Below are 12,226 nucleotides of genomic sequence, written 5' to 3' on the forward strand. Positions count from 1 at the left end.
TATAGAAGGAGGAAGTCCAACTTTGAGCGGGCTAAAGAAGCTTCCTAATATTGGAGAAATATTGGAAGAGAAACTAAAAAAGGCCGGTATTCATTGCCCGGAGGACCTCATTAATCTTGGCAGCAGAGAGGCTTTCAGGCGGCTTAGAAACTATGACGGGGATGGCTGTTATAACATGTTGTGCGCTCTGGAAGGGGCTATCCAGGGGGTACGGTGGCATTACCTGTCGGAAAAAGACAAGAGGTCTTTGAAGGAATTTTATATGTCATTAAAATAATCGGATGCTGTTTAAGAATTTCCTTTTTGCCTTGTTTGGCGAAAAGGATTTCTTATTTTATTCAAGGTCTATTCCTCAGGTAATTTGTAATCTTTATGTAATAAATTAAAATATTTTCTTGGAAGGAATTTATGGTTATAACATGGTAATAATAGGGAGGAAAAATATTCTAAACGGCCAGACCGACAGCAGATATTACTGTCATTGCATGACCGTATTTGTAGGAGGTCAAAAAAATGAAAAAGGCCATTGTTAAAAACCTGTTTAACCAAATGGAGAACGCCAATTTTGAGGTAACCTTTTGGGATGGGGAAGTCGTACAGTACGGAGAAAAGGAGCCGCGGATAAAAATCATCTTTCATAAACCCCTCCCCTTAAGTCTTGATCTAAAGGACCCCATATTGGCTATGGGTGAGGCTTACATGGAAGGCATCTGGGATTACGAAGGGGAATTGGAAGAGATCTTCCGTATGGTGGATAACAACGAGCATAAATTTAAGCCCAATGGTATTGCTAAGAATATTGGTGGATTGGTTAAGGCTTTAAACCATTCGGCGGAGAAGTTAAAACAAAAGGAAAATATCCAACATCATTATGATCTGGGGAATGATTTCTTTGGCTTGTGGCTGGATGAAACCCTAAGCTATTCCTGCGCTTATTTTAAAAGCGAAAAAGACACTCTGTACCAAGCGCAAATCAATAAGATTGATCATATTTTAAAAAAGCTTCAGTTAAAGCCGGGGGAACGTTTACTCGATATCGGCTGCGGCTGGGGCTGGCTTATCATTAGGGCCGCACAGCAGTATCAGGTAAAGGCTCTGGGAATCACGCTCAGCAGCCAGCAATACGAGGCGGTCTTACAAAGAATTAAAGAGGAACAGTTGGAGCATTTGGTTGACGTAAAGCTGATTAGCTACCTCGATCTTTTAAACACGGATTACCGGTTTGAAAAGATTGTTAGCGTGGGCATGTTTGAACACGTAGGCCAAGGAAATCTTCATAAATATATGGAAAAGATAAACGAACTGCTGGTGCCCGGCGGACTGTCCCTGCTGCATACCATTACAGGATTAACCGAGCAGCCGGTGAATAACTGGATTAAAAAATATATTTTCCCGGGAGGATACATCCCCTCCCTGCGGGAAATTATCTGGATGCTGCCGGAGCATCGTTTTCACTTATTGCATACGGAGAGTTTAAGAATGCATTACGCCAAAACCCTGGATCACTGGTATGGTAACTTCAGCCAGTGGCGGGATTTAATCGCTGAAAAGATGGGTGAGAAATTTGTCCGAATGTGGGGGCTGTATTTAAATGGTTGTGCCGCCTCCTTCAGAGTTTCCGGCCTGGATATTTACCAGTTTTTGTTTTCTAAGGGACTCAATAACCAACTTCCTTTAGAATACAGCTATATTTATAAATAAATAAATTGCTTTATAATAAAAGTCCTGTTGCGTGAATGCAGCAGGATTTTTTATTTTGTAAGTCATGGGATAATATGTCAAAAAACATAAAAATTACATACTCTGAAGGAATAAATCAAATTAAAGGAGTGTATTTTGGTGCTGAAATTACTTCAGGCCTACAAAGGCCAGCAAGTAGTCATTGAATTGCTCAATGGCCAAAAGCTTAGCGGCAATGTTGCAGATATGGATACGCTTTATCTTCGGCTGGAAACGGATGAAGGGGTTGGCATGGTTAATATTTCGTCCATTGCTGTTTTTTGGGAACCACTAAATTCTTCATCAAGTCAGGCGGATCAGTTACGAGCCGGGGAATATCCAAAGGATCAAAATCCTATCGGCATTGTAGGACCTGGATACGGACAACAAGCGCAGCCATGTAACTTCCCATTTCAATATCATCACCCTGGTTATGCCTATTTCCATAATAAATAGTTATAACAGGTTTTCATGTAAAAGAAAAGACGGTTCCAAACAACCGGGTTGTAAGGAATCGTCTTTTGCCAATACTACCTAAATTTTAGCTGGGATTTTACATTAGGACATTCTTGTTACATTGTCCACGGTTGTCTTTCCGGAGCCTTTGGCCACATAGGTTTTACAGCAAGTATCCATGCAACTGCCTGCGCTTGCCGGAGTAAGTTGGGTAGCCATAGCAGCATCAATTTTATCGGTTTGAGAGGATCCGAACTGATCGGTGGCTACCAAAATTTCATTGGCTTCGCATTTGTTTCCCTGAGCCCAGTAATGGCAATCGTTTACAATGCAGTGAATATGTTGGTTCATCATTTCACATTCCCTTCTATTTTAATTTTATTTCCTGGATTATTGTTTGCAGTAGGATAAAAAATATTCCTGATTTTGTTAACCAATATTGCTGAAGAGGACCACCTTTCCCAGACTTAAGCTAGAAAATAAAAATGGTTTTTAAAAATAATTTAGAAATTAACGCTTGGTTAAAGCTAAAAGGTTTGCTAAGAGAAGATATAAAAAGGATTTTTGTAAAGCTCAACTGCATTATCTGCTTGTTTTAGGAGAAGCTAAAAATTAATTCATGTCGGAGGTGATGGGGTGCTTTTGGAAGGCGATGCAAAAAAAGAAAAATTTCGCCAACTGGATAAAGTTCTGGCGGTTTATGGACGGGACCCGGAGCAATTAATCCGGGTTTTACAAAGGGCACAGGATATTTTTGGCTATCTGCCTGAAGAAGTACAAGCCTATATATCACATAAAATGGATATCCCGGTCAGTGCCGTCAATGGTGTGGTTACCTTTTACGCTCTTTTCTCAACGGAGCCCCGGGGCGAAGTGAACGTAAATGTTTGCCTGGGAACGGCCTGTTATGTTCAGGGGGCGCAGAAAATCTATGAGGGGTTCCGGGAGCAATTGGGAATTCGGGATGGCAATAATACCGAGGACATGCAGTTTACCGTTCGCAGCAGCCGCTGTATCGGCGCCTGTGGCTTAGCCCCGGTGATCACCGTAAACGAAGATGTCCACGGCAAAGTAACTGCAAAGGACGTGGCCAAACTGATCCGTAAACATAGAAAGAAAGAAGCGGCAGGTGAGGAAAATGAGGCTGGAGAACGTAACGGATCTGGAGAATATCAAGGCCCGCCGCCTACCGGACCTTAATGTTCGTTTAGGTCTTGCTCCGGAAGCCGGTTACCAAGTTTTGTACTGCACAGGGACCGGATGCTCCTCCGGTGGCAGTGGTCCTGTTATTGAAGCACTGGGTGCCGAGATAAAAAAACAGAGTTTGCAGGATAAGATACGGATTTTTAAAACCGGCTGTTTTGGCTTCTGCAAAATGGGTCCGGTTCTGCTGGTTCACCCGGGACAAATTTTTTACTGTCTGGTACATGAAAAAGATGTGGGGGAGTTAGTGGAACGGCATTTTAAGGAAGGAAAGACAGTGGCAAGACTGCTTTATAAGGAACCGGGCAAGGACGATGTTTATACTCAGATGAAGGAAATTCCTTTCTTCCATGCCCAAAAGCGGATTGCACTTAGAAACTGCGGCCTAATTAATCCTGAGGACATTGAGGAATATATTGCTAACGACGGTTATTTTGCTCTTTATGACGTATTACATCATAAAACTCCTGAACAGGTCATTGACGTCATCCGGCAATCCGGATTGAGGGGCCGGGGAGGAGGGGGCTTTCCCTCCGGGCAAAAATGGACCTTTACCGCCCAGGCGGAAGGTTCTCCTAAGTATGTGGTTTGTAATGCCGATGAAGGGGATCCGGGTGCTTTTATGGACCGCAGCATTTTGGAGGGAGACCCCCACAGTGTGCTGGAGGCGATGACCATAGCGGGCTACAGTATTGGGGGCAGCCGGGGTATTATTTACGTCCGGGCGGAATACCCCATTGCCATCAAACGCCTGGAGCTGGCCATTGAGCAGGCCCGGCAAGCCGGACTGCTGGGCAGCAATATTTTGGCAAGTGATTTTTCCTTTGATATTGAACTTCGCCTGGGCGCCGGAGCCTTTGTTTGCGGGGAGGAAACAGCCCTGCTGAAGTCGGCCATGGGAGAACGGGGAGAGCCTCGGCCCAGGCCGCCTTTTCCGGCAGTATGCGGCTTTCGCAACAAGCCCACCCTGTTAAATAATGTGGAGACCTATGCCAATGTCCCCATCATTTTGCGCCAGGGCTGGGAATGGTACAGCAAGCTGGGAACAGAAAAAAGTAAAGGGACAAAAGTTTTTTCTATCGCCGGAAAGATTAACAATACCGGTTTGATTGAGGTGCCCATGGGGACCACCCTGCAAACCATTATTTATGATATTGGCGGGGGTATCCCCGGGGGTAAAAAATTGAAAGCGGTACAAACCGGGGGACCTTCGGGCGGGGTCATACCGGCCCAACTGCTGAACACGCCCATTGATTACGAGTCCCTGGCCCAGGTGGGTTCCATGATGGGCTCCGGTGGCTTAATTGTAATGGATGAAACCGACTGTATGGTGGATATTGCCAAGTTCTATCTGGAATTCAGTCAGGAGGAATCCTGCGGTAAGTGTACACCCTGCCGGGTGGGTACCAAACGCATGCTGGAAATTATGGAGAGAATCACCCGGGGACAGGGGGAAATGGAAGACTTGGCTGAATTGGAGGAATTGGCCCGGGATATTAAGGACGCAGCCCTGTGCGGTTTGGGCCAGACGGCGCCCAACCCGGTATTGTCCACACTGCGTTACTTCCGGGACGAATACATTGCCCATGTTCGGGATAAAACCTGTCCCGCCGGTGTCTGCCGGGAGCTGACGGATTTTGTGGTAGACCCTGAGAAATGTATTTCCTGCGGTCTTTGTGCCAAGGCTTGTGGCGTTGCAGCCGTGCGGGGGGAAAAGAAAGGGCCTTATTATATTGACCGTCAAAAGTGTATTAAATGCGGATCCTGCCAGGCCCGCTGCCCCAAGGATGCCATTTTTAAGACTGCCATGGGAGGTGAAGGAATCAATGCCAGCAAACCGGGAGACAACTGGACCGCATACCCTACCGCCTGAGCGGCCGGTGGGTCAGCCCCCTGTGGAGCTTACGGGGGAACGGATTACCATGTATATCAACGATGAAGCCGTTCAGGTGGATAAGGGAACCAATGTATTGGAAGCCTGCCGGACCAACGGCTATGATATTCCCAGTTTATGTTATATCCGGGACATCAACACCGCCGGTTCCTGCCGGGTCTGCATTGTTGAAATTGAAGGCAGCCGCAACCTGCAGGCCGCCTGTGTTTATCCGGTGGCAGAAGGATTAAAGGTACATACCAGTACACCCAGGGTTCGCCGGGCCAGAAGGCGGGTGGTGGAGTTGCTCCTTTCCGAGCACAACCGGGAATGCACCACCTGCGTCCGGAGTACCAACTGTGAACTGCAGGCCCTGGCCCATAAAGTAGGCGCCCGGCAGGGGAAATTAGGAACCCAGCTTCGCCATGATTGTAAAATTGTCAATAATCCCTTTATCACCAGGGACTATAGTAAGTGTATCAAGTGCCGCCGCTGCGAGGCGGTGTGCAAAAATATGCAGGGAATCGGGGTTTATTCGGCTCTGAACCGGGGGTATGACACCGTGATCGCCCCGGCCTTTGAGCGAAACTTATCGGAAGTGGCCTGCATTGCCTGCGGTCAGTGTGTTCTGGCCTGCCCCACAGCTTCCCTCACCGAGCGGTCCTACATCGAAGAAGTGTGGCAGGCCCTTGGGGACCCGGACAAGCATGTGGTGGTGCAGACAGCGCCGGCCATACAGGTCAGCATAGGCGAAGAGTTTGATTTGCCGGTGGGCACGGTGGTTTCCGAAAAAATGGCCGCGGCTCTTCGGCGTCTGGGTTTTGACAGTGTTTTTTCCACAGATTTTGCTGCGGATATGACCATCATGGAAGAGGCCGGCGAGTTGCTGCAGAGGATGGAAAAGGGTGGACCGCTGCCCCTGATTTCCTCCTGCAGCCCAGGCTGGATTAAGCTTTGTGAGCATTTTTATCCGGAATTTATCCACCATCTTTCAAGCTGTAAATCCCCTATGGAAATGTTCGGTGCTTTGGCCAAGACCTATTACGCGCAAAAGAAAGGAATTGGTCCAAAGGATATGGTGGTGGTGGGGGTGATGCCCTGTACAGCCAAGAAATTTGAAGCAGCCCGGCCGGAAATGAAAACCTACGGTTTTCAGGATGTGGATTATGTTTTAACCACCCGGGAGTTGGCCCGGATGATTAAAGAGGCTGATTTGGATCTGAGGAAAATGCCCGAAGAAAGCTTCGATCAGCCCCTGGGCCTTTCCTCCGGAGCAGCCAATATTTTTGCCGCCACCGGCGGGGTGATGGAAGCGGCCATTCGCACGGCCCTGGCACTCACCGGAGGAAAAGAGATGGGCCGGCTGGAGTTTAAGGAATTGCGCGGCATCCGGGGAGTCAAAGAAGCGGAGTTGGAATTAAAGGGACAAAAAATTCGCCTGGCTGTGGCCCATGGAACCAGCAATGCCCGAAAACTTATGGAAAGATTAAAGCGGGGTGAACAGTTCCATTTCATTGAAATTATGGCCTGTGCCGGCGGATGTGTGGGCGGCGGCGGTCAGCCTGTGACCCGTGATCCGGAAAAGCCTGAACTGACCTTGGAACATCGGAGCCAGCGGGCCAAAGGTCTCTATGCCCTGGACCTGGGCAAGGAACTGCGACGGTCCCACGAAAACAAGGCCGTACTGCAGGTTTACGAAGAGTTTTTGGGGGAACCTATGAGCAAAAAAGCCAAAGAAATCCTGCACACCCGTTATACCGCCCGGGGCAAGCTGCCAGGTTTTAATTTTGAGCAACAGGAAAAAGCCCAAGGGATCAAAGAAGTACCGCTGGGTAATCTGCCGGGACTACTGCACTAGGGCTTTCTTCTTGAATTAAAAATAATCTTGCTGCCCAATGAAAAAAGTATTAGATTTATGGAAAGAAGTTAAACAGGGGCTGAGAAGGATGATTGCCAAGAAGCCCAGGGAGCAAGTAAAACTTTGGAGTCTGCCTCACCTTAAGGATACAGAACTGCTGTATGCAAACTACGTAACCCAGTCCTTTGCCAAGCATGCCCATGATGGTTTCGCCATCGGCGTAATAAAAAAGGGAGCTTTAAAATTTTTTTACCGCGGGGAGCACCTTATTGCCTCACCGGGCTGCATTAACCTGGCTGTACCCGGTGAGGCCCACAACGGGTGGGCGGCCAGTCCCGCAGGGTGGACATACCGCATGTTTTACCTTCCCCCGGCTTTACTGGAGCAGGCAGCTTCTCAAATGGTGGGCCGGCCTAAGGGCCTACCCTTTTTTCAACCCGGTGTCATCCAGGACCCATTGCTGGCAGGTCTGATTCAAGAGCTCCATTTTCTACTGGAAGATCCGGGTACTCCTCTGCTGGAGCAAGAATCCCGACTGCTGTGGATGTTGACGCTATTGATTGCCCGTCATGCGGATAAACGTTTTCCTCTTCCCAGGATAGGAAAGGAACGTCAGGCCATAGGGCGTGCCAGGGAACATATAGAGACCTGCTATGCTGAGGATCTAACTCTGCAACATCTTGCTGCAGTGGCTCATCTTAGTTCCTTTCATTTTATGCGAATTTTTCATCATGAAGTGGGCCTGCCTCCCCACGCCTATCTTACACAGATTCGGGTTAAACGGGCCAAGGATCTTCTAAAAAGAGGCCTGCCCATATCCCGTGTGGCCTTGGAGACGGGTTTTGCGGATCAAAGCCATCTTACCCGGCAGTTTAAACGGGTTGTGGGCGTGACTCCGGGCCAATACAGCAAGATTGTACAAGACCGGTAATCCCCCGTTGATTACAATGCAGGTATGGTGATCCATTTAAAAGGGAGGCTATACCTGTGATACGCAAATGCACCCAAAGGGAATTTGAGGTCATTTACTCCATTATTAACGAGGCCTCGCAGGCATACAAAGGGGTCATTCCTGTGAACTGCTGGCAGGAACCTTATATGTCAAGGGAAGAACTGCGGCGTGAGATGGCAGAAGGAGTCCGGTTCTGGGGGTACGAGCTGGACGGCCAACTGGCTGGAGTGATGGGCAGCCAACAGGTTTGGGACGTAACCCTGATAAGGCATGCCTACGTTCGAGTGGATAAACAAAAGCAGGGTATTGGCGGTCAACTGCTATCCTTTCTTTGCGCGCAAACCCGCCGTCCCGTTTTAATCGGCACCTGGGCCGATGCCTTCTGGGCTGTGGACTTTTACCGGAAGCATGGTTTCCGCATGGTTTCTGCTGCGGAAAAGGATCGGTTGCTGAGAAAATACTGGTCTATCCCCGAAGGACAGAGGAAAACTTCCGTGGTATTAGGAGATGTAAAATATTTTTCTTCCACCTGAAGCATAAACACCCCCGGACGGGGGTGTTTATGCTTATTCTCAATTTCTATTTACCGGCGTCAGGGAAGAACAGGGGCTCACCGTATTTATCTACACCAAACTTGCCGATCATTTCCTGGGTTTCCTTAGCAATCATGAAATCAACAAAGGCCTTGCCGCCTTCAGCGTTTACTTTACTAAATTTCTCGGGATTTACATTCATAACGTGATAAATATTTAACAGGGATTTGTCGCCCTGCAGCAGGATGGCCAGTTTTATATTGTTCTTCTGTGCCAGGTAGGTGGCCCGGTCAGCTAAAGTATAGCCCTGCTTTTCAGAAGCTATATTGAGCGTTTGTCCCATCCCGGAGCCGGCTTCCTGATACCACTGCTGTCCCTTGGGATCCAGGCCCGCTTCTTTCCAAATTTCCAATTCCTTTTTATGAGTACCGGAGTCATCACCGCGGGAAACAAAAATCGCGCCCTTGTCATAAATCTTCTTCATGGCTTCCGCAGTGGTCTTGGCTTCTTTAATACCGGCGGGGTCATTTTCGGGTCCGACCAAGATAAAATCATTATGCATTACTAAGGAATAATTGAGGCCTACACCGCTGTCCACCAGTGCCTTTTCAGAGGCAGGAGCGTGAACCAGTAGAACGTCGGCTTCGCCCTTTTCACCCATGGCCAGGGCGGCACCGGTACCAACAGCGATAATTTTTAAAGTATAACCGGTCTGCTTTTCAAATTCAGGCTGCAGAACATCCAGAAGACCGCTGTCCTGGGTGCTGGTGGTGGTGGCTAGAATAACATCTTTAACCGCAACGTTTTTTGGTTCTTCTTTTTTCGGCTCTTCCTTGGGAGCCGCTTGCTGGCAACCGGCAAATACCAGCATGACCATGGTTAATAACAAAGCGATAAAAATCCGAGCATTGAGCTTCTTCATTGATGTAACCTCCCGGTTATAATTTTTCGCCATCCCCGGCGTTGGGGAAGAACAGGGACTCACCATATTTTTCCTTGCCAAATTCTTTAATGATGGTTTGTCCTTCTTGACTGGTTGCAAATTCTACAAATTTTAAAGCCAGTTCATTTTTTGCGGAGGGAAATTTCTCAGGATTAACAGGAATTAGCGTAATGTAGTTCAGGAGTGCCTCATCCTTTTCTACCAGGACTTGCAGGTTGATTTCTGTTTTTAGCGTCAGGTAGGTAGCCCGGTCTATAAGTGTGTAGGCTTTTTGTTCATCGGTGTATTTGAGCGTTTTAGCGTTGCCCTCGGTGCCTTTTTCATAAATCTTATACCACAAGCCTTCCGGCTTGATTCCCGCAGCCTGCCAAAGCTCCTTTTCCTTTACGTGGGTCCCGGAATTATCGCCCCGGGTGATAAAAAGGATTTGTGACTGGGCAATTTTTTGCAAGGCCTCGGTAGCACTCTTCATGCCCCTAATCTGGGCTGGATCCTCCGGCGGTCCCATGATGATAAAATCATTGTACATCAAGGGGATCCGCCTGGTACCATAGCCCTCGGCGACAAATTTTTCTTCCAATGCCTTGGCATGAACCATCACTAAATCAACGTTTCCGCTTTGACCGATTTTTAAAGCCTCACCGGTTCCCGCCCCCAGGTGGCGCATTTTAATTCCGGTTTTCTTTTCAAAGGCTTCTTCTAAAACGCCAACAATACCGGCATCAATGGGACCAATGGTAGAAGCCATTAAGAGTTGCTCCTGAGACTGATTTTTTTCTGCCGCATTGTTGGTTTCCCTGGCCTGCTGACCGCTGCAGCCTGTTGCCAGAACGAGAACAAATACCAGAAAAATCATGGCATGATAAATGTACCCTTCTTTTAGCAACCTTTTCCTTCCTCTCTCCAGTAGCTTGACCATTTGCAAATAATTTTAGTTTTGCTTTCACCTCCCAAGAAAAACGGAAACCGTGTACTGTAATGAAAGGAACAGTACACGGTTTCGTTAACCGTTTTATACTCTCCTTTCCGCACCGGGAGGCCTGTCCGTTTCCAGACAAACCCTATCGGCTTATAACCCTTAAAAAGTTTTAGATCGTAGGTTTATAAGCTCGGAGAAAGTATTTACTTTATTAATCATTCTGTTAAAAATTAACTCATAATACAAATATTCTGTTTAAAAGACAGGATTCCTTTATGAATTCTATGGTGCAATAAATATTCCTTCGACATATTATGGCATTATTTTTTAAAGGAATATTTATACTACCGTAGAAATTAGGTGTAGAAATGAAGGTGAGATTTTGAAGAAAGGGCCAAAGGGTTCTGATAGGAATCTCGCCGTTTCATTTTGGGACAAGGGCTCATACTGGAACAGTACAATGGCCACGGTTCGTCAATGATTGTACCAATAACGAACAGATTTCATTGGCATATTTTTTGCTATTGTATATTCAATACAACAAGTTCATTTGCTCCGAGCTTTATCATCTAAGGCAAAGCTATGATGATGGAGCCGATAGGGTTTGTCTGGAAACCGGCAGGCCTCCCGTGTGGAAAGGAGTAGCGCATTTTACCTGGTTTTAAACCAGGGTGCTGACGACTCTTTTCAGCACCCTGGTTTTTTGCGTAGAAAGGGGATATTGTCATGAAGATTGTTCCGGTTCAAGAAGCTGTAGGAATGGTACTTTGCCATGATATTACCCAAATCGTGCCGGACAAGTTTAAAGGCCGGGCTTTTAAAAAAGGACATATTGTACAAAGGGAAGATATCCCCAGGCTGCTGGATATCGGCAAAGAAAATCTCTATGTATGGGAAATCAATCAGGATCTGCTGCATGAAGACGATGCCGCCCTGCGGATTGCCAGGGCAGCGGCCGGCAGCGGCATAAAATTGACGGAGCCCCGGGAGGGGAAAGTCAATTTGGTGGCTGAAGGCATGGGATTGCTTAAGGTCAATACTGATGGCCTATACCGTATCAATGAGATGGAAGAAGTAATGTTTGCTACACTGCATACCAATCAAATTGTTTATGAAGATAAAATTCTAGCGGGTACCCGAATCATTCCCTTGGTTATTCAGGAGAAAAAAATTCGCAATATTGAAACTTTATGTGCCTTGAACTACCCTATTGTAGAAATAAAGCCTTTTAAATCGCTTAAAGTCGGCGTGGTAACCACCGGCAGTGAAGTATACCACGGACGTATTCAAGATAAATTCGGACCGGTGGTGGCGAAAAAGGTTGAATCCTGGGGCAGTTATGTTTTTAGACAGATTTTTGTGCCGGACAGCACAGAGAGGATTGCTGAAGCAATCAATACCTTACTTCGAGAGGGGGCTGAGATGGTTACCGTTACCGGAGGAATGTCCGTGGATCCGGATGATTTGACTCCTGCAGGGATTAAAGCGGCTGGTGGTCGCATTGTTACCTACGGTGCGCCTACATTGCCGGGAGCCATGTTTATGGTAGCCTACATCGGGAATGTACCGGTGCTGGGTCTGCCCGGATGTGTTATGTATCACGGGAGCAGTATTTTTGACCTGGTGGTGCCGCGCATTTTGGCGGGGGAGGAAATAACCCGCAAGGACATCATTGCCTTGGGGCACGGCGGGCTTTGCGTAAAATGTACCCCATGCAGATACCCGGATTGTGGTTTTGGTAAAGGTGGTTAAAAGTATAAACCATTATTT

The 12,226-nt window shown here is 47.3% G+C and carries 12 protein-coding genes and 2 riboswitches; of the genes, 9 read left to right on the forward strand and 3 right to left on the reverse strand.

The window, feature by feature from the left end:
- Positions 1–22 precede the first annotated feature (22 nt).
- The 3 genes from DESRU_RS02590 (at position 23) to DESRU_RS02600 (ending at position 2,175) form a co-directional block, all read left to right on the forward strand.
- A complete protein-coding gene (locus tag DESRU_RS02590; protein ID WP_013840571.1) occupies positions 23–277 on the forward strand; it encodes a TfoX/Sxy family protein in 255 nt (84 codons plus the stop codon).
- A 236-nt stretch (positions 278–513) separates the two neighbouring features.
- Positions 514–1,701 (forward strand): SAM-dependent methyltransferase, encoded by a 1,188-nt coding sequence (locus tag DESRU_RS02595; protein ID WP_013840572.1) that lies wholly within the window; start codon positions 514–516, stop codon positions 1,699–1,701.
- 138 nt (positions 1,702–1,839) lie between these two features.
- Complete coding sequence (locus DESRU_RS02600; RefSeq protein ID WP_041275267.1) at positions 1,840–2,175, forward strand: hypothetical protein; 336 nt, start codon at positions 1,840–1,842, stop codon at positions 2,173–2,175.
- A 102-nt stretch (positions 2,176–2,277) separates the two neighbouring features.
- On the opposite strand, the gene DESRU_RS02605 is transcribed toward DESRU_RS02600, so the two are convergent.
- Entirely contained in the window at positions 2,278–2,526 is a 249-nt protein-coding gene (locus DESRU_RS02605; protein WP_041275539.1) for a DUF1540 domain-containing protein, read from the reverse strand.
- A gap of 285 nt (positions 2,527–2,811) precedes the next feature.
- Between DESRU_RS02605 and DESRU_RS02610 the strand changes: the two genes are divergently transcribed.
- The 5 genes from DESRU_RS02610 to DESRU_RS02630 are packed head-to-tail and all read left to right on the forward strand — an operon-like array spanning position 2,812 to position 8,594.
- Positions 2,812–3,375 (forward strand): NADH-quinone oxidoreductase subunit NuoE family protein, encoded by a 564-nt coding sequence (locus DESRU_RS02610; protein WP_013840575.1) that lies wholly within the window; start codon positions 2,812–2,814, stop codon positions 3,373–3,375.
- The gene (locus DESRU_RS02615) at positions 3,314–5,251 is read left to right on the forward strand and encodes an NADH-quinone oxidoreductase subunit NuoF (RefSeq protein ID WP_013840576.1); all 1,938 of its coding nucleotides are present in this window, start codon (positions 3,314–3,316) and stop codon (positions 5,249–5,251) included. The genes DESRU_RS02610 and DESRU_RS02615 overlap by 62 nt, the downstream gene beginning before the upstream one ends.
- A complete protein-coding gene (locus tag DESRU_RS02620; protein ID WP_013840577.1) occupies positions 5,205–7,109 on the forward strand; it encodes an NADH-dependent [FeFe] hydrogenase, group A6 in 1,905 nt (634 codons plus the stop codon). The genes DESRU_RS02615 and DESRU_RS02620 overlap by 47 nt, the downstream gene beginning before the upstream one ends.
- Positions 7,110–7,146: 37 nt before the next feature.
- Positions 7,147–8,040, forward strand: a complete 894-nt coding sequence (locus DESRU_RS02625; RefSeq protein ID WP_013840578.1) for an AraC family transcriptional regulator — start codon at positions 7,147–7,149, stop codon at positions 8,038–8,040.
- Positions 8,041–8,096: 56 nt separating this feature from the next.
- Positions 8,097–8,594, forward strand: a complete 498-nt coding sequence (locus DESRU_RS02630) for a GNAT family N-acetyltransferase (RefSeq protein ID WP_013840579.1) — start codon at positions 8,097–8,099, stop codon at positions 8,592–8,594.
- Positions 8,595–8,640: 46 nt separating this feature from the next.
- Here the strand turns inward: DESRU_RS02630 and DESRU_RS02635 are convergent, their stop codons facing one another.
- Together DESRU_RS02635 and DESRU_RS02640 are read right to left on the reverse strand one after the other, a co-directional pair.
- A complete protein-coding gene (locus DESRU_RS02635) occupies positions 8,641–9,516 on the reverse strand; it encodes an ABC transporter substrate-binding protein (protein ID WP_013840580.1) in 876 nt (291 codons plus the stop codon).
- Positions 9,517–9,532: 16 nt separating this feature from the next.
- Complete coding sequence (locus tag DESRU_RS02640) at positions 9,533–10,423, reverse strand: ABC transporter substrate-binding protein (protein WP_013840581.1); 891 nt, start codon at positions 10,421–10,423, stop codon at positions 9,533–9,535.
- 117 nt (positions 10,424–10,540) lie between these two features.
- A riboswitch (molybdenum cofactor riboswitch) is annotated at positions 10,541–10,664 on the reverse strand.
- Between the two features lie 333 nt (positions 10,665–10,997).
- Positions 10,998–11,114, forward strand: a riboswitch (molybdenum cofactor riboswitch).
- Between the two features lie 68 nt (positions 11,115–11,182).
- Between DESRU_RS02640 and DESRU_RS02645 the strand changes: the two genes are divergently transcribed.
- Positions 11,183–12,208 (forward strand): molybdopterin-binding protein, encoded by a 1,026-nt coding sequence (locus tag DESRU_RS02645; RefSeq protein ID WP_013840582.1) that lies wholly within the window; start codon positions 11,183–11,185, stop codon positions 12,206–12,208.
- Positions 12,209–12,226 lie beyond the last annotated feature (18 nt).

It is taken from the genome of Desulforamulus ruminis DSM 2154 (assembly GCF_000215085.1).
GTDB classification, from domain to species: domain Bacteria; phylum Bacillota; class Desulfotomaculia; order Desulfotomaculales; family Desulfotomaculaceae; genus Desulfotomaculum; species Desulfotomaculum ruminis.

Excerpts from the sequence above, each read along its gene's own strand:
- DESRU_RS02595 (WP_013840572.1), top strand. The coding sequence starts at position 514 with ATGAAAAAGGCCATTGTTAAAAACCTGTTTAACCAAATGGAGAACGCC.
- DESRU_RS02605 (WP_041275539.1), bottom strand. The coding sequence starts at position 2,526 with ATGAACCAACATATTCACTGCATTGTAAACGATTGCCATTACTGGGCT.
- DESRU_RS02615 (WP_013840576.1), top strand. The coding sequence starts at position 3,314 with ATGAGGCTGGAGAACGTAACGGATCTGGAGAATATCAAGGCCCGCCGC.
- DESRU_RS02620 (WP_013840577.1), top strand. The coding sequence starts at position 5,205 with ATGCCAGCAAACCGGGAGACAACTGGACCGCATACCCTACCGCCTGAG.
- DESRU_RS02625 (WP_013840578.1), top strand. The coding sequence starts at position 7,147 with ATGAAAAAAGTATTAGATTTATGGAAAGAAGTTAAACAGGGGCTGAGA.
- DESRU_RS02635 (WP_013840580.1), bottom strand. The coding sequence starts at position 9,516 with ATGAAGAAGCTCAATGCTCGGATTTTTATCGCTTTGTTATTAACCATG.
- DESRU_RS02645 (WP_013840582.1), top strand. The coding sequence starts at position 11,183 with ATGAAGATTGTTCCGGTTCAAGAAGCTGTAGGAATGGTACTTTGCCAT.